20 protein-coding genes are annotated in these 16,730 nt (G+C 49.9%); 6 read left to right on the plus strand and 14 right to left on the minus strand.

Annotation, left to right across the window (positions count from 1 at the left end; translation table 11 throughout):
* The 4 genes from AC8GFZ_RS08770 to AC8GFZ_RS08785 form a co-directional block, all read right to left on the minus strand.
* On the minus strand, positions 1–295 hold a 295-nt coding region (locus AC8GFZ_RS08770), incomplete at its 3' end, for an RWP-RK domain-containing protein (protein WP_506644474.1).
* 173 nt (positions 296–468) lie between these two features.
* On the minus strand, positions 469–1,110 hold the full coding sequence (locus tag AC8GFZ_RS08775) for a hypothetical protein (RefSeq protein WP_506644475.1): 642 nt from the start codon (positions 1,108–1,110) through the stop codon (positions 469–471).
* Between the two features lie 2 nt (positions 1,111–1,112).
* Positions 1,113–1,862 carry an AAA family ATPase gene (locus tag AC8GFZ_RS08780; protein WP_506644477.1) on the minus strand — a complete coding sequence of 250 codons (750 nt, stop codon included), beginning with the start codon at positions 1,860–1,862 and terminating at the stop codon, positions 1,113–1,115.
* Positions 1,863–1,948: 86 nt separating this feature from the next.
* On the minus strand, positions 1,949–2,773 hold the full coding sequence (locus AC8GFZ_RS08785) for a hypothetical protein (protein ID WP_506644479.1): 825 nt from the start codon (positions 2,771–2,773) through the stop codon (positions 1,949–1,951).
* A gap of 142 nt (positions 2,774–2,915) precedes the next feature.
* On the opposite strand from AC8GFZ_RS08785, the gene AC8GFZ_RS08790 reads away from it, so the two are divergent.
* Positions 2,916–3,719, plus strand: a complete 804-nt coding sequence (locus tag AC8GFZ_RS08790) for a hypothetical protein (protein ID WP_506644481.1) — start codon at positions 2,916–2,918, stop codon at positions 3,717–3,719.
* An 83-nt stretch (positions 3,720–3,802) separates the two neighbouring features.
* Here the strand turns inward: AC8GFZ_RS08790 and AC8GFZ_RS08795 are convergent, their stop codons facing one another.
* The gene (locus AC8GFZ_RS08795; protein ID WP_506644482.1) at positions 3,803–3,994 is read right to left on the minus strand and encodes a tyrosine-type recombinase/integrase; all 192 of its coding nucleotides are present in this window, start codon (positions 3,992–3,994) and stop codon (positions 3,803–3,805) included.
* A gap of 400 nt (positions 3,995–4,394) precedes the next feature.
* Here AC8GFZ_RS08795 and AC8GFZ_RS08800 point away from each other — a divergent pair, with 400 nt between their 5' ends.
* Entirely contained in the window at positions 4,395–4,982 is a 588-nt protein-coding gene (locus AC8GFZ_RS08800) for a hypothetical protein (RefSeq protein WP_506644484.1), read from the plus strand.
* Positions 4,983–5,150: 168 nt separating this feature from the next.
* Here the strand turns inward: AC8GFZ_RS08800 and AC8GFZ_RS08805 are convergent, their stop codons facing one another.
* Both AC8GFZ_RS08805 and AC8GFZ_RS08810 read right to left on the minus strand, forming a co-directional pair.
* Positions 5,151–5,612: a DUF6641 family protein gene (locus tag AC8GFZ_RS08805; RefSeq protein ID WP_506644486.1), complete on the minus strand. Its 462-nt coding sequence runs from the start codon at positions 5,610–5,612 to the stop codon at positions 5,151–5,153.
* A 137-nt stretch (positions 5,613–5,749) separates the two neighbouring features.
* Positions 5,750–6,052, minus strand: a complete 303-nt coding sequence (locus tag AC8GFZ_RS08810; RefSeq protein WP_506644488.1) for a hypothetical protein — start codon at positions 6,050–6,052, stop codon at positions 5,750–5,752.
* Between the two features lie 267 nt (positions 6,053–6,319).
* Between AC8GFZ_RS08810 and AC8GFZ_RS08815 the strand changes: the two genes are divergently transcribed.
* Both AC8GFZ_RS08815 and AC8GFZ_RS08820 read left to right on the plus strand, forming a co-directional pair.
* A complete protein-coding gene (locus tag AC8GFZ_RS08815; protein ID WP_506644490.1) occupies positions 6,320–6,862 on the plus strand; it encodes a hypothetical protein in 543 nt (180 codons plus the stop codon).
* Positions 6,863–7,247: 385 nt separating this feature from the next.
* Positions 7,248–7,814: a tyrosine-type recombinase/integrase gene (locus tag AC8GFZ_RS08820; protein WP_506644492.1), complete on the plus strand. Its 567-nt coding sequence runs from the start codon at positions 7,248–7,250 to the stop codon at positions 7,812–7,814.
* A 198-nt stretch (positions 7,815–8,012) separates the two neighbouring features.
* Here AC8GFZ_RS08820 and AC8GFZ_RS08825 read toward each other — a convergent pair whose 3' ends face one another.
* Positions 8,013–9,233 carry a site-specific integrase gene (locus tag AC8GFZ_RS08825; protein WP_506644494.1) on the minus strand — a complete coding sequence of 407 codons (1,221 nt, stop codon included), beginning with the start codon at positions 9,231–9,233 and terminating at the stop codon, positions 8,013–8,015.
* 1,148 nt (positions 9,234–10,381) lie between these two features.
* On the opposite strand from AC8GFZ_RS08825, the gene AC8GFZ_RS08830 reads away from it, so the two are divergent.
* The gene (locus AC8GFZ_RS08830) at positions 10,382–10,774 is read left to right on the plus strand and encodes a hypothetical protein (protein ID WP_506644496.1); all 393 of its coding nucleotides are present in this window, start codon (positions 10,382–10,384) and stop codon (positions 10,772–10,774) included.
* A 215-nt stretch (positions 10,775–10,989) separates the two neighbouring features.
* Here AC8GFZ_RS08830 and AC8GFZ_RS08835 read toward each other — a convergent pair whose 3' ends face one another.
* The 5 genes from AC8GFZ_RS08835 to AC8GFZ_RS08855 all read right to left on the minus strand — a co-directional run bounded on the left by AC8GFZ_RS08835 (position 10,990) and on the right by AC8GFZ_RS08855 (position 14,708).
* A complete protein-coding gene (locus AC8GFZ_RS08835) occupies positions 10,990–11,949 on the minus strand; it encodes a hypothetical protein (RefSeq protein ID WP_506644498.1) in 960 nt (319 codons plus the stop codon).
* Between the two features lie 135 nt (positions 11,950–12,084).
* Complete coding sequence (locus AC8GFZ_RS08840; protein ID WP_506644500.1) at positions 12,085–12,279, minus strand: hypothetical protein; 195 nt, start codon at positions 12,277–12,279, stop codon at positions 12,085–12,087.
* Positions 12,280–12,553: 274 nt separating this feature from the next.
* Entirely contained in the window at positions 12,554–13,354 is an 801-nt protein-coding gene (locus AC8GFZ_RS08845; RefSeq protein WP_506644502.1) for a dienelactone hydrolase family protein, read from the minus strand.
* A 136-nt stretch (positions 13,355–13,490) separates the two neighbouring features.
* Positions 13,491–14,336 carry a hypothetical protein gene (locus AC8GFZ_RS08850; protein ID WP_506644504.1) on the minus strand — a complete coding sequence of 282 codons (846 nt, stop codon included), beginning with the start codon at positions 14,334–14,336 and terminating at the stop codon, positions 13,491–13,493.
* A 45-nt stretch (positions 14,337–14,381) separates the two neighbouring features.
* Complete coding sequence (locus AC8GFZ_RS08855; protein WP_506644506.1) at positions 14,382–14,708, minus strand: hypothetical protein; 327 nt, start codon at positions 14,706–14,708, stop codon at positions 14,382–14,384.
* 27 nt (positions 14,709–14,735) lie between these two features.
* Here AC8GFZ_RS08855 and AC8GFZ_RS08860 point away from each other — a divergent pair, with 27 nt between their 5' ends.
* Entirely contained in the window at positions 14,736–15,374 is a 639-nt protein-coding gene (locus AC8GFZ_RS08860; protein WP_506644508.1) for a TetR/AcrR family transcriptional regulator, read from the plus strand.
* Between the two features lie 201 nt (positions 15,375–15,575).
* Here AC8GFZ_RS08860 and AC8GFZ_RS08865 read toward each other — a convergent pair whose 3' ends face one another.
* Positions 15,576–16,586 carry a Bug family tripartite tricarboxylate transporter substrate binding protein gene (locus tag AC8GFZ_RS08865; protein WP_506644510.1) on the minus strand — a complete coding sequence of 337 codons (1,011 nt, stop codon included), beginning with the start codon at positions 16,584–16,586 and terminating at the stop codon, positions 15,576–15,578.
* Positions 16,587–16,730: the final 144 nt, after the last annotated feature.

Genomic DNA, 16,730 nt, shown 5'->3' on the forward strand with positions numbered 1-16,730 from the left:
GATCAAAGTCATAGGGCATCTCAGCTCGCTGCCGTTCAAGCTCTTTGAGCATGAATAAATTAAATGTATTTTTCGGAGTGGGTATACCCGGCAATGGGGGTTTGATCAAGCCAATTCGTTTTTTCTCTGAACGAAGTTTCATCCAATATCCTCGTGGAGGCCTTGGGATGTGATGCTCTTTACAGATCTTTCCAAGCATGACATCTGAAATGTCAAATTCTCGCGCCGCATGTGACATGGGCTTAGACCAAACTAACTCGTAAATTTGTTCGCGGGATAGATCGCCAATCTTCATAAAACCCCCATTTCCAGATTCAGATCGAGGAGTATTAATTTTGCTCGAACGGGTGATGAAGTAAAGAGCTGAAAGCCTACTGCGTTTTGTACTAAAGAACGCAGGACATGTCGTAACCATCTAGGCTATGCTTGTGCTTTTGGCATATTGATTTTTACTCGCCCCCCAGTTAATTAAGCTGCCATTTGACTTTGTGAATCATTTTGTGCAGATTTCTGTGAATCAACATCTGACCATTGGTGCTGCTCACACCAAAGAATGATCTTTTCTTTGGCGTGCTTAAGGTTCGGATTGGAAAAAACTTCAAATTCAACTTGAAGTTGGCTGATTAGCAACTCAATCTTGTCGCTAGCCGCAATCCGGTTTTGAGATATTTGATTGATTCCTTCTTTTATTTTGGAAATGGAGATTTTGCCATGACCACAGAATGAAGAAACACTCCTATATTCCTCAATCAGTATTTGTAATTGATTTAATATACTTGGACTGACATCATAGCCACCTACGAATTGATCAAAATATTTAAGCAATGCAAAGGTCTTGGTACAACTGCGCTGAGGAACTATGTAAATATGAGTCACCTTTTTATTTTCATCGAAATTAAAATAATTGCCTTCGTCAGGAATTGAGTTCTTAATCGCATGGAGTTGATCAAAAAGATTTCCAACCTGCCAGTTCTCCCCCTTTGTTAACAGCAGGCTGCCTTTTTTAACTCTAAATGCCTTCTTCAATTCTGTGCGTGTCAGTTTATTTGCCGTGCTGAAAAGAATGAATGTTGCGTTCTTTTCTACAGATTGATCTGGAGTTGCAGTCATCTCTAGCTCCTAATATTTGTAATATTTGCCACAGCAGAGTGCCCAGCCCGTTTGGCTTGATTGGCACCCATGACTACATCACTAAAGATGCTTCGAGCTGAGCCACGACCCGCAATCACCACTTGATCCAAAACTGCATCCGATGGTGAATTTAAATTGGCATCTGTATAAACACGACGCAGAATAGGACGCCAATAAGCAGGTGGCGGCACATTCATATCAATCAGCACACTACGGTTTTGTATTCCAGCGTCAATCTTGTCAAGGTTGTTTGTGGTCATGATAAAAATCACATGGTGCTTGCCCATGATGGCCTTGAAGCCAGCTTGGGCTGCTTCGGTCAAGTTATCCACTTCATCCATCACGACAAAGTGGTACCCACTGGCGTTGAGCGAAACTAACTGTGTTCTGTTGTTGATCTGCTGTGTTAATTGGGCACCGTTTTGACCTTGGGCACAGGGGTAGTAGTCAACATAGGCCCCTTTGGTGTCACGAATCATGCTTGGATTTAAATTGGCAGCAGAAGGGTCAACCTTGCTGGTATCTATCAGTCCAGGTAGCAGATTTGCAATCGTGGTCTTGCCAGTGCCATAGAGTCCATATAAAACAATGCCACAGACCCCATTAGCGGGGAATGCCAAAGTTTGATCCAAGATACTTTCCAATTTGTACCTGCTGTTCTGATGAAGAGCAAAATCATCAAGGCATTCTGGTTGCTGTACTTTCACGGCACTTGTATTCACGATGTTCATACATTCTCTCTTGATTTGGTTGAGCAGTGACTGCAGACCTTTAGTCCACAGTCACTGGTTTACTGACAAAAAAACAAGTTCTTGATTCAAGCGACTTTGAGTCCTTTGACTGCTGCGAGTCGACTCTCTTCAAGTGCTTTGACGCCATCTTCAAACTCTTTGGCTTTGGCCTGTTCAACGCCAACGCTTGAGCAGGCAGCCAGGGCGCTCTTGACCGCAGAGTTGTTTTGCACAACCTTGCGTATGGCAAAGCTTCCATCGTCTTCTCTGGTGGCAAGAAGTACAACGCCTTCCTCTGTGCTGCTGGTGGAGTAGGCAGCATTCAAAGTGTCACTTTGGATATTGGCAATTGCGCTTGAATTGAGCACGGCTCTGCCAAGTTCCACTTTGTCTTTCATGGTCTTGGTGGGCTTGCCGTTTTTACGGCGAACCTCTTCTATGCCTCCAGATTCTCGAAGGAACTTAGGTAAATCCATCACTGAAACCTTTTCAGATATGGCAACTCTTACGGCTGATGCATAGGCATTGACCCGTCTGCGGTCTACTCCAAATACACAGCGAATTACCTTGGTAATCAATGGCGTGGCGTCTGTGAACTTATAGCCCTTGGTGGTGATGTAGTTGCCAAGTCCCTTGCGCAGGTTTTTGGCCATGGTGTCTCCACCAATCATGGCGTTGTTGAGCATGTAGCAATGCTGAAGCAACCCATATAGTGCATCGTTGGCACTAGCAAGTTCGTTGCTTTCCCAATTTGATCGTTTGGCGATCAAGAGGTCAATGGCCTCGCCAACTGCCTTATCCGGGTTACTTCGGGTCAGCAAAGAGACCATGCTTTCAGCATAGCCATTGCTTTGATTTTGTGTATTTTGGAGTGGCTTGATGCCTGACTCCAATACTTTGGTTTCACTCATGGATGAGCTCCTAGGTTGATTGAGGAAATGTGCAAACGGGCGTGAGCACAAATCTATTTCACCTACTAAAGTGATCAGCGAATACATACCTTTAGAAAGACTCAGAAAAAGTAAACACATATTTTCGGAAGGAGTAGGAGACATGACTGCAGGACATGGAAATCTCTACGACTCAGCCTTGCTGTGCGTACAAGACATAAAAAGATTGCTGTTTAATTTCTTGCGCATCAGTCCCAGTTACTGGAGCGTTTGCAGTAACCCGCACAAACTGCGACTTCACAAGCACATGCCTGGTGAGCAAAGAAACGCGGTTCTATGCTTTCGGCGCTATGGGGATGTGTTTTCCAAAAGCTATGTGGGCTGGAGCGATCTGCATCCTCGGTTGTTTGCAGCACACTGCGCACCTGCTGTGGCGCTGTATTCGAGTGGTGAGACAGGGAGAATCAAAAGTGGCGATATGTTTGTTCATCTGCCTCAAGCAACAGCACTACCAACTGAGTTTCAATGGGCGGATATGCTGATGCAGTTAAAGCGTCAACGCATGGCCAACAGTCTGATCGAAAAACTAAGGGTGCGAATCAGCAGTCTTTGGAAAATACTTAATTTGGTCTACACCCGTGCGCTGCATCCGGATATAGAGCAGTGGCGAGTTGGAGCCTTGGTCCAACTGGTCAAGGACTATGCCGGCAAGTTAGATCCCTGGGCCGCAAGGAGTAAGAACGGCGACGAGCACATGAGGCGACACATGAACATGATGGTTCACAGGTGGCTAGATCGTGGAGCCATCATTGCTGAAAATGCTGCTCGAGATGAGTTCCCAAACGATCAAGGGCTGATATCCAAACAAATTCGGTTTGATTTTGAGGACCGGGCTTTTGTCAGCAGACTTTTTAGTCTGGGCAATGACGAAGTGGCCTTTGTACGCAACAAGGTCCTAGTAGCATGACCCCCTGGTCACCAAGTGTCGGGTTGACCCGACACAAATGATCTGGGCCTGATGGAATTTGAGGTCAGTGAACCTTTAGGGCATCACACCAGCTCAACTGCTCGTCTAAGCATGTCATCCGATGCATCCACATAACCAATCGTGGTCGAGATGTTTCTGTGGCCCAGGATTTTCATCAGCACCCTGATGCTGGCCCCCTTGGAACTGAGGCTGGTTGCAAAAGTCCTGCGACCACTGTGGCTGCTGGCACCATCAATGCCCGCTATGCGATACATGTTTAAGAAGGGAGTGGTCAGTCATGAGCAAGCCATTCAACTCACTTTAACTTCGCTGATTTGAATGATTGGTTGCGAGTCGGTGTAGTTTGCAGAGGTAAACCATTTCACGCTGAAATGATTGCTTTAATGCTGCCGTCTATCAACGGAACGGTCGGCCTGTTGATTCAACAGGCTTTCGGGCGTGCAGCGTGTGTCGCCTGCAACAGTCAAATGGCTTGACTTGATGCCCCTTAAAGACAAAGGTGAACCCTTAATCATTCAGCCAAAATAAAAAAATAAGCCCAAGGCGAATGGATTGGCATATTTTTCTTTTTTAATCATTGATTTACGAATATCATCAGCCCCATAATAAGCGGTATTTTTAATAATTCCGACATTTCAAAAAGGATGCCGATACATGAGCTCAGCACCAGCGCAGCCCAATCCCCCTGTGTCCACCCAACCCACGGCCATGGACTGGCTCTTCCTGCTGTCATGCGCAGTGGCTTTGATTGTGGTGGCGTGGTTTGGGAAGATAAATTACACAGAAGCCACCAAAACCGAGACGGCCAAACGCAACGGCGAAGCCGTGGTGGCTTGGATGCAAGACGCCACCGCTGGCCGCTTTAAACCCGGCTTTGGCGTGGCCGCCTGCGCAGGCACTGCGCAACCCCCTGCGGGCGCTGCACCGGCCACAGCAAAAGCCCCCAACACCTGGGGCGGTTGTTTGGAAGCCATCTTGAAGGAATCCAACATGAAGGCCTTGGACAACCCGTTTCGAGATGGCCTTGCGCTGCACTTTGCCCCAGCCTGTAACACCGATGACCGCAGTTTGGCGGGCAACATCGTGATCGAAAAAATCACCCCCACCCCCCCCGGGTCGGCCATAGCGACCATCATTTCTCCGATCACCCCCGATGTGGTCATCGATCAAAAAATCCAGGTGCGCCTGTCCGTTTGTGACGAAGGTGCGAATACGGTCAAAGTGGCCGAGTTCGAATTCTGAGGTGCACCATGGAACAACCCCTCAAAGCCATCCGAATCGCCGACCTGAACCCCGCTCATTGCCAGCCTGGCTTGCAGTTGCTTTTTATGCTGAGCTATGCCTCGGGCGTGATCAGCCAAACAAAAAGCCCTGGTGGTCGAAGCCAGGGCTTGCTTGAGGTGTGCAGCCTTATGCGCCTGCGCTGCGCTTGAAGCTGGCCCGTACGCTGCCAGCGGTTGTGGCCAACTGCTCATCCAACTCACCTGCGTCAATGGCAGTTTTGATCAGTTCCAGGGTGGGGATCAACTGTGCGGGGCTTGCAATCTCAACTGCAAACTTGCCTCGGGCCAATTCCAGCACCCTTGCCCCGTAGCGGATGGCCACAGCAGTCTTGCCGTTCTCAGCGGTAAACACCCAACTCTTCACACGCTTGGGCACTTCAACTTGGCGGCGCACGCCCGTTTCTGCGTCCCGCACTGTGCGGTACTTGATGGGTGCGAACTGGGTGCCAGCTGCTTGGCATTTGAGCAGTTCAATTTGCTCCCATATTCTGCGCACCATTTTGTTTCGCCGCTGTTGGATGGGGTTGATCTGCAAGCTCTTTCGGGCAGTGGTGAGCTTGAGGTTTGCGAGTGCGGAAGTGGTGGCCATGTGCTGTTTCCTTTCAGTTGTTGAACAAGCACAGGTAATTTTGTGATCGATCAGGCGATCAGGGCGACCTGAGTCCGTTCACTTTGGCGGGTGATTGGGTGCGGTGTCGTGTTGCACGACAGGTGTTGATCGTCCAGTTACGGGACGTTGGGTGGCTGGCTGGCTGCAGCCATGGCTTTTTGCGCCCTGGCAGCTTGCTGGCGTTTGCGCTCTGCGTCCAGGGCAACAGCAGCACGCTCTTTGGTGGCCCTGAGTGTGGCTAATCTTTGTTGCTCTGGTGTTGTGGGTGAGGTGGTTTCAGCCAGCACAGGGTGGCCCACCACGCTGTTCATGCCAAACACATACTCAATCATCAGTCGTGCGTGTGTGGTGCTTTGCGCGAACACCACGGTTCGCACAGTGATGCCCTTGACTCTAATGGTGCAGAAATACTTGTTCATGGTGTATTTAGCCCTGGTCGATTTTGCCAAAACACTAAATTTCAGGTGGTTTTTCTGCGAGATTTATTTGCCAAGGCATAAATATTTGCGAGTTGCGATGAGTTGCTAATGGGTCTCGAGAAGTAAAACGTCGCTTGTTACTGGTCACTAAGTTACTCGTTGCGGCATTTGAGACAAATGAGCAACTGCGACTGGCAACAAGCGACATCAGAAACGCTTTGACATGCGTGACTAAGAGACCAGCAACCAAGCAGCAAGTGACGCCTTTTGGCCTCTGCGACTGGAAGCAACCAGCGCAACAGCAGCAACGCATCAGCAACTCCAACAGCAACATCAAAAGGAGAAATCATGCTGAACAATCAAATCGAAATCGCAGTGCGCCTGTATGACAACAACACCTACGGCAGCACCTATGGGCGTGGCCTATATCGCAAGGCCATTTACAACGGCACCATTGACGCCAAACATTCAAACGCCAAATACTTGGTGGATTTTTATAGCTTCGAGGACTGGGCAAATCAAGCCAAGACCGATCAGCAAATGACCATATTGGCAAATGTCACACCTGAAACTGACTCGCTATTTAGTTGGATCAAGCACTATGACAGCGACACCCGTGTCAAAACGCCTGTCACAGGCATGTGCCGCATGAACATGAGCACCATGGCCATCACTGTGGGCATCATGGATGAGCAAAGGGGCATGGAAGATGTTTGGAATATGACTGCTCACCCCTGCAAAAAAGCCACACGCGAAACCGTGCGAAGCCCCCAGCTGCTGGCAACCAATGCGGATTTGACTGCTTGGTAATTGGATCGCATGACCCAAGGGGTCAGTGCTCACAAGCCCACCGTCCAGCTGCTGGACCCTGGGCTTTTTTAATGGGCTGCTGCAAGCCCTCAAATCAGCTGCACAAGCATGAATTTGTCCCTGTCAGCACCCTGGGCAGCTGAAACGGGGATAAAGGCTGCTGCGCTGCGTAAAAGCGCCCAAGCGCCGGTGTCGTCTAGATCCCACATCAATAGCAATCACGGCATAAATAAACCAGCCAAAGAAAAGTGCGCTTTTCTTAACCGCGTTGATTTCATTGGTGATTTATTCACCCGCCAATTTGACGGGGCATGGTCGCCCATTTCGTCAAAAGAAAACATACTTAATTCAGCGCATGTATTAACTACCAGGAGCAATTCAAAAAATGGCACAAGCAAAATCCCTATCCCCCGCAGAGCTAGACGCTTTGATGGAATTCGTCTCCCGGCGCAGCTATGCCACCCGCAATCGACTGATCCTGTCATTTGGCTTCCACGCAGGCATGCGTGTGGGGGAAATAGCCAGTTTGACCATTGGTGATGTGATGAATACAGATCAAACAGTCAAGACCGAGGTTCGCCTGAGTGCTGAGCAGACCAAGGGGCGACACCCGCGCACAGTGTTCATGCCGCAACGCCTGCAAACAGAACTGCAAACTTATCTTGACCTGCGCCAGCCCACGAACCCCATGCATCCCTTGTTTGTCACAGCGGGTAGGCGTGCGTTCACTGCCAATGTCTTGACCCAGCACCTGTTCTGGCTGTACCGCGCTGCGGGCATATCTGGCGCCAGCAGCCACTCAGGGCGGCGCACATTCATCACCAACCTGGCCAGCAAAGGCATAGGGGTTCGGGTACTGGCAAGCCTCGCTGGGCACCGTAGCATCTCAGTTACCCAAAAATATATTGATGTGAACGATGACATGAAGCGCAACGCTGTTGAGTTGGCTTGAAGCAGGAGGGCGTAAATGTGTCGTGTTACACGACACCTGATAGCACCGTCCCGTAACTGGACGGTCAATTGCTTAAATAGGGTGTCGTAACTGATCCGATATTCCATCAACCCCTAACAACAATGAGTCGGGTCAAACCGACACTTCAACACCAGGGGGTAACGCTGATCACCCTTAATAGTTAAGTTGGCTGCACAGTCAATCCCTCAAGCCCTGTAGCAGATCAATGTTCATCTCCGCACTCAAGTTGGATGAGTAGAACTTCTCCACCATCTCCACTGACGTCCTGGCATTCCTGGCCAGTGTGAGCAAGTCAACCCGCCGCCCGTACAGCAGCCTGAATGTCATGGCCGAGTGCCGCAGGCTGTACAGGGTTCTTTTTTGACCGTTGGTCACATTCCGACCAATGCGGGCTTGGTCAAGCATGAAGTTGAACTGCCATCGATAGGTCTCAAGCACCAGTTCCCTGTTCACTTGCTTGGGCAGGAACACATAGTCCTCTGGCTGACCATGGCCCTGACTGATCTGCCAAGCCAGCAGGCGTTCATACACATGTACGGCTGCTTGTAGGGTGACGATGGGTTTGTCATGCTTCTTGGTCTCTGGCAGGTTCAGCCTCAAGTAGATGTGCTTTGCTCTGATCACTGTGACATGCTTGTGCTGAAGAAACTTGATGTCACTGGGCCGCATGAAGCTGTTGATCATGAACCGAATCATCCAAGACAGGTCCTGACTGATCACAGCGTACTGATCCAGATTCTGTTCACCCCTGCGGCTGTTCACTGTGAACTCAGTGGGTATGCGCTGGCCAATGCGTTGCCTGGACAGGCGAACCAGGCTCATGTACTCAGCCACGGTAAAACTGCCCCTGGGGTGCTGTTTGATGGTGATGGTGGGGAACTTGGGCAAGCTGGCTATCAAGTTCAAGCCATGGGCGTAGTTGAAGACCTTTCTGGTGGCCACCAAGTTCTGTTGAATGCTGGTGGTGCTTTGCCCGCGCTTGGTCAACAGGCTCACAAAGTCAGTCAAGTGCTGGTAGTTGATCTTGGCCAAGGCCATGTGACCAAAGAACGGCAGGATGTAGTTGTGAATGCGGCTGCGAAATATTGACAGGCTCAAGGCAGTCAAGTCATCACGGTCTACCCTGGCTTGCTGTTGGGCCAAGGTGGCTGGCACCACATCCTTGAACAGCGGTACGCTTGCCTCACGCACCGTGATGTGTTCGCCATACAGCTCTGCGCTTTTGATGTGGAAGAAGTGCTTGGCCTGACTGATGGCCGCTTGCTTGTTTGTGGTCTTGAGGCTTTGGGTATAGGTCCGGCCCCGCAGAAAGCAACGCACTTGCCAATAACTGCTGGCATGGGTCTTAAAGATTCTCAGCTTGGTAGGGTAGTTGGCAATGGGCGTGACTGTGGCCAAGATGGGCAGAGTGCGGTGCCGTGCTGGGAGGAAGAGGGTGTCGTTTGCGGCCTGTTCTTTTTCCCAAAATCCCATAGCCACAAGCATATTTGTAGCTAACCTGAAGGGCAACCGAAATCTAAAAAATCAGGGCAGGGCGGTGGGAGGCACATGAGCCATGACCCGCCCAAGAGGCTGCCATGATGCTGCCAATCACTAGGCCATCAATCAAGCCCTCAAAAAACTTTCCGAGCGTTGCGAATTTGTAGCAAACCGCAGACCTTGCTACAGCAGGGCCAAATTTACTGGCAAAAACAACTCATCCGAATGGAGTCGCTGAGCCTTGGTGAAATGGGTCGGCAATGGCACCACAGTCAAAAAAATCATACCTAAAACCAGGTGATTTTTTGGCACTGAAATGGCATGGTCAAGCGTGGTCGTGGCACGGTGAGAAACCGAAAAATCGTTATGAATCAATCACTTACAACGCGACTGAGCTAAAGCGCCGAGCCGCAAATTATAGCGAGAGTTTGCTGGGGCTCGTCACTGGCCAAGACATATTGGGTGCGACCGTTTGGCGTCAGCGTGATTGGCATTAATGGGGGGTGGTTCATTGAGGCTTGGCGGTCCAGCAACGGGTGGGTTGATCAGGCCCGCATGTGGTCAGCCCCTGGCCTCAAAGTGTCGGGTTGAACCAACAGGTTTGTTTAGGGTAGATCAATTCGAGGTCCACAGCGTCCAGCAACGGGACGATTGAACTTGAGACTCAGTGATCATGACCACTTGCTGGCTGTCCTTTTAAAGGACATGCTCACTTAAATCGGTATGTCAGTCCAAAGTTGGCTGTGGGTATGTACCCATTATTAAAAAGTGCGTTTCTGAAGTTGTTCATCTCGGTATCAACATCAGCAGTCGTTACATTTTGCGAGCCGATCAAGTTGGTGGTCGTCGTAGCATCGTACTTGCCGATCATGACGCCTGCATCAGCAAACAAATGAAAGCCAGGCGAATCGACGCTTATGTTGTTGTAACCAATTCCCAAAAATGGGGCCAACTGTGTTGGCGCTGGTTGAATTGCCAATATGCCTAACCTTAAACGCCACGAATTTGATCTAACGCAAGACAGTTTTTCGAGGTCGGCTCACACTTTAATTTTTTTAAAGTTAACCATGAAAACATCCCGTACTTTACGAATACTTGCTGGCATTGCTGTTTTGTTTGGCGTTCTCACAATTATCAGCGGTGGCCAAGTTTTGTTTGGCGACGAAGTCACCCGAGCCAACGCAGGGCAAGTTATAGCCTTTGTTTTATGGTTCAATTTTTGTGCAGGGTTTGCTTATGTGTTGGCGGGGATCGGGTTATGGTTTGGGATGCGATGGGCTTCTTTGGTTGCAATCGTGTTGGCAATAACAACCGCATTATTAGCGGTTGGCTTGCTTGTTTATATTTTTTTGGGCGGAGGCTATGAAATGCTCACCTTAGTTGCCATGGCTTTGCGCTTGGGGTTTTTGGTAGTGCTTGCGAGGCAAGCTAGGCAGGAACTTGAAACGTCGACAACTTAAAAAGAGCGCCCTTCAAGTGCCTAGATTTAAATTAGTAAACTGATCCCAGCTTTATATTCATCAGGCTTGCGTGTGGTCAGCCCCTGGCCACAAAGTGTCGGGTTGAACCGACAGGTTTGTTTAGGGGGTAGATGAATTCGAGGTCCACAGCGTCCAGCAACGGGACGGTGGAGATCAGGTCACATCCTGCTGGACAAATAATAAGTACCTTATTTCTACGACAGTAGGGACTTTACCTGTTCGTATTCCTGCCCCGAAAGAAAGCTCTTAGCTAAAAGACCGTAGTCCTTGATTTGTTCTTTGATGTTGTATGTAACAGTTCCGGATTTGCATATCAGATCCGCATACACAACAAAGGTTCTTAGCTCATTTGAGATCACAGCGGGCACTGGAGCAGGGAATGGATTAAAAGATGGATCTAATCGATCAATGTTCTCTAAGCAGCTTTTTAACTTAAGCAAGTGAGAGTCCTTAGAGACCTCAGCAACACCCAATTTATTGAGGAGATATTCGGCTTTAATCATTCGAGGAAAACGTCTTACGTTAGGCTTTAGGGTGCTTTTCAGATGCTGCCCGAGTTCAATCATTTTCGACCTTGCATCAATCACTATTGGACGTCTATCTTTATCTGCCAAGTATTCGTTTTTAAGATTTGGTATGAACAATTGCCAACCTTCTAATAACCCCAGAAGTCCGCCTCTTCGAGTTTTTCCACCAAAAAAAGTTTCAGACATTGATGAGTAATTCCCATCTCGAGACTTCAATAAATTCAAAAAATTTATATAATCTGCTTTATCTTTGCTGCTAAGAGCCATTGGCTCAAATTTACCAAAAAATGCCGTCAATTCACAACTAGTCGTAACTTCAACATAGTTATTTAAGTTATTCCACTCCAATTTCACGGCACTCATATATCTAACCATGCAACTCATATCAAGACCATTTAGAACAGCCTGTTCATAACGACCCTTGGCACCCTCAGTGTCCTCCATGTAAGGATTTACTAGAGACCACCAACCAGATATTCCATATGTCCCTGAGGGCGCATCTTCGTTGTCCAAACGAAAAATTTTGGTCCCAGGTAATAAAGTTATTTTGCGTGCGAGTTCACCCTTAAATCCTGATTTTGCACGATCTGGCAAGGTGTCTTCGTTGTTAACAGGAGGATTTGCCAAGAGTTCTTCAAGTGTCCATATTAAAATGATTGGCTGATGGTATGGTCATTTCATAATGAATGCAACGATTCTTTAGGGAAGCTATGCAAAAGCCCTGGTGTTCGAATCCAGGGCTTGGTGAGTGGCAATTAACCATTAATCGCCTGTGCTGCGCTTGAAACTGGCCCTCAAGCTTCCAGCGGTTGCTGCCAGTTGCTCATCCAGCTCACCTGCGTCAATGGCAGTTTTGATCAGTTCCAGCGTGGGTATCAGCTGCGCGGGGCTTGCAATCTCAACTGCAAACTTGCCTCGAGCCAATTCCAGCACCCTGGCCCCGTAGCGGATGGCCACATCGTACGGATGGGGTTGATATGCAAGCTCTTTCGGGCGGTGGTGAGCTTGAGATTTGCGAGTGCGGAAGTGGTGGCCATGTGCTGTTTCCTTTCAGTTGTTAAACAAGCACAGGTAATTTTGTGATCGATCAGGCGATCAGGGCGACCTGAGTCCGTTCACTTTGGCGGGTCATTGGATGCAAGTGTCGTGTAACACGACACACCAGAAGTTGCTACTGCATGCTGGGGGTTGCAGGCTTGGGTGGCTGGCTTGCTGCGGCCATGGCGCGATTTTAATTCCTTGGCAATGATCGCCGCAAAAAATCCAAGACACTGGCTTTGGCCCTGCTTCTCGCCTGTTCGTCGCCGATCACTTTCACCTGCCCACCTTTGCCATTCTTAGCGACAGGATCGTAAAACTGAACGGCCTGTGCGTTTGCGCTGTCAAAACCATGGGTTGCGTCTTCATACATCAACAACTCGATTGGCATGAGCGGGTGAGCCGTTTTTAGACTTTCGCAAATATTGGGTGCTGTGTCATAGTCGTCACGGGTACCGTTGTGAATTTGGACGGGTGCGCCTGTTGGAGTGGATAGATCAACGGATCGAGAAGCGATTCCATTTTTGACCCAAACATCGCAAACCGGATAAAAGGCGATGTGCGCAGCAAACTTTGCATTTGAAAGTTCAATGGGGGGATTTTTTGATTTTTTGCCAAAGGCTGTTGCCATGGCGTTGACGCCCCCCCATGAAAAACCCATGATCACAATTTTGTCTTTATTGATATTCGGGTTGTTCGCCAGAAAATGCCACGCCCCCCACACGTCTGGCAATGTGTCCAGGGTTGACCGGGGTCGCCTTGCTAGAGAGGTGACCGCACGTGGACTCCACATGTCCAACTCAAGCACAGCGAACCCGTTCTCCACAAGGTATTCACGGTGAAAAGTGCCTCTGGAGTCGGGGCCTGCGCTCCCATGAACAATAACGATGGCCGTTAAATTTTGTCCAGGTGGCAAATTGAATTTGGCCGGTATTTCACTGGGCAATGGGCTGCCGGAATGGGTCTCGCCCAATGGTTTGACCATGATATTCATGGGGTTTGCAGCAAAGGTCGCGCATCCGAGTGTGATCAGGGCCAAACCCAATAATGTGTTTCGCACATCCGTCTTTCATGTGGTTTTGACTGATTTTATGGCGCATCGATAAAAGCCTGAGCAGGAGGGCATGGACTTAATTTTTACCCAACAAAACATACTGAACGCCCGCAGTGGGGGTGCGGATCAAATTACCCCGGTAGTAAATTTTGATGCCACTGAGATCGGTACTGTGAAGGTGAAATGGTGGCCGTCCTTCCAGCGTGATGTTCTCTGATGGCTTCATGGTGATTTTTCGCTGTGCCTGTGCCGAGTCCTTCCAGCAGACCACGACAGGTTGAGCGGCCACCACATAAATGTAGTGACCAGGGCGTGAGCCTGTTACGGGTGTCAAATCCAATGATGTGCTGCCCCAGTCACATTCGCTGGGTAGAGCATTTGACGGATCTTTGGGCTGTGCGGCCATATTGGCTGCCGCTAGACTGATTCGTGGCTCCACCTGTGGCGTCGTTTGGTTCTGCGCTTTGTTGTCCTGAGCCGTTGTTTCAACCGCCCGCATTTTTTCTGGGCTTGAAATTTGCGATATCCCATACCAAGCTAAAACAAGTGTTGAAAGAATCAACAGCGATGGCACCCATCGTCGCTTTGGTCTTTTGAAGATTTGATCTGAATTGGTATTGAAAGATGGCTGCCGAACTTTGGCAGAGATCAGGGGTGGCGTTTCATTCAGGTTCGAAGGACTGAACAGCCCATCAAAGTCAGCTTCGATGATTTCCTCGCCAAAGGATCGGATCAACTTGCGACCAACCGTGTACTTGATCTCTGGGCTGTAAAAAGCACTGTCCCCGCTTTCTTCAAGCTGGTGAACTTGCGACGATGACAGAGAGTGTTTTTTGGCCAGCGTGGTGATCTCCACACCAGCGGCCAAACGCAATCTTTTCAATTGCTCAGCATGCTCAGGAAGCCAGCACAGCTTGCTCATGATCGGTTAAGCCTTGGCGCTTCGACTATTACTGATGAACTTCGTTCACAAGCCGGTGTTGTGGATGTAATGGGGCATCGTTGATCGGATGCTCTTGAGGGTTTGCCGCTGTTGCCTGATCCAAGTCATTGGCGTTGTTGCTTTGTGCTTGGCAAAAGAGGCCAACAGTGTTTGATGGTCTTTGCCAGTTTGGGCCACCAATTCTGTCCAGCCAATGGGTTCTGTAATGTGTTTATCAATCCATGCGCAAAGTTTGTGCATATCTTGCTCGCTAAGCTGTGCGTTATTGTGAGATTTGTTTAATTCGCGCATGGATTGTCCCCAAACTGGTGCAATTGTTATTTTTTTATTAGAATTAAAGTGTAACTTCAAGGTCAAAAATAATGTTCGGTTTTCGCCATGACCAATGAAAAGAAAGATTTTTCTGGTATTTCATTGCGGAAAAGGCCTGTACAGCAACGGTCAAAAATCACGATTGGTGCCTTGCAAGAAGCTTTTGTTCGGGTTTTGATTGACCGAGGATATGAAAAAATCACCATCCGCGAGGTCACTGCCGTGGCGGGTGTGGGTATTGGCAGTTTTTACGATTACGCACCCAATCTCAGGGCCTTGGCCGCATCTGTCATTCAAAAGCGATGCTTGGACACGGTGATCCTGTTGCGTCAATCCTTGTTGGGCAAAGAGGGTCGGCCCTTTTCTGAATTGGCGGACTTGCTGCTCCAAGCCTTGATCAAAGAAGGGTTTGGCCGACCCAAAGAGTGGACGGCATTGCTGTTGCTGGAAAGGCAGGTGTCTTCAGCAGCTGCACTCAAACAGGTGCATGGGGAGTTTGTGAGCATTTGGGCTGAGGCCATTCAAATGTCAGCAGCGAATGTGCCCAGCGCAAAAATCATCAGCATGGCCCGAATGGCTCATGCCATCAGCTATGGCTGGTACTCGCATGACTTGTTGTTTTACATGGACGACCCCATCACCAGTCGATCCATGTCCGACATTTCCAAAGCAATCACCCATTTCATTGAGTCTGCTTCCATTTAAAGCTTGAAATATGCCACCTTGTCGGTGCGATCGCCCAGCAACAGGACGGTCATGCTCACAGCTTGGCAGCGGCCCTCATCCGCTCCTGAGCCTGAACCTTAGAAATGGATTGGCTGGTTTGCTGTTACTTCTTTTGCTGCGCTGTGCGACGGGTTTGATCCGACAGTGCCCGCGTTGACCAAGGTTGGGTCGTGGCTCAATTCATTCCAGCTTGGCACCAGACAGCTCAACGGCGCGCTTGAATTTGTCCAGCTCCTTGCGGTGAAACGCAGCGCTGTCGGCCGGGCTGCTGCCCACGGGGGTCACGCCCTGGGCGTCGAGTTGTTGGCGCACTTGGGGGTCGGCCAGGGCTTTGGCCACTTCAGCCGAGATGCGCTGCACCACGGCTGGCGGGGTGCCAGCGGGGGCCATCAGCAACACCCAAGCGGTGGCATCAAAGCCGGGGATGTACTCGGCCATCGACGGCAAGTCGGGAAATTGGGGCGAGCGTTTGTTGGACGTCACCGCCAAGGGCTTCACATTTCCTGCGCGGATCAAGGGTGCCATCGAGGGCAGACCCTCCACGGTGACTTGGACGTCCCCGGCCATCATGGCTTGGGTGGCCAGTGCGCCGCCACGGTAGCCCACATGGATCATTTTCAAGCCGGCATCGGCGCTGATCAGCTCCATCACCAGGTGCGAGGTGGTGCCCTGACCCGCGGAGGAATACGCCATTTTGTCGGGTACGGCTTTGGTTGCGGTGACAAATTCGTTGAAGTTTTTGAAGGGCTGCTTGAGGCTGGTGGTCAATACTTGAGGAAAGGACACCAGCACCGAGACGGGCACAAAGTCTTTCAGCGCGTCATAGGGCAATTTTTTAAACAACCAGGGGTTGATGGCCATGGTGCCGGGCGAGCCCAGCAGCAAGGTGTAGCCATCGGGCTTGGCGCGGGCGGCAAAGTCAGTGCCGATGTTGCCGCTGGCCCCGGTTTTGTTGTCCACGGTGATGCCTTGACCAGTGTTGGCCGCGATTTTTTGGGCAATCAAGCGGCCCACCACGTCCACCGAAGAACCGGCTGAGAAGGGGTTGATGAGCACGACTGGGCGGCTTGGCCAATCGGCGTTTTGCGCGTGGGCTGGCAAGATCATCGCGATCCAGATGCAACAAGCTGCATTTCTAAGCCCATGCGCCAGGGAGCGGGTCGAGCCAGTTTTGGGTGCATGGTCGGTCATGTGTGGTCCTTTCGGTTCATGGGCGGTGGAGGCATCTTCAAGGCTGAAGGAGAAAAAAAAATCAGTGGGTCGAGAGTTGCGAGATGAGCGCGGTCATGTGATTGGCGTAGAAAATTGTGATCGACCAGGGCTGCGCTTGTGAAC

This window comes from Limnohabitans rimovensis (SeqCode) (genome assembly GCF_965234775.1).
GTDB classification, from domain to species: Bacteria; Pseudomonadota; Gammaproteobacteria; order Burkholderiales; family Burkholderiaceae_C; genus Limnohabitans; species Limnohabitans rimovensis.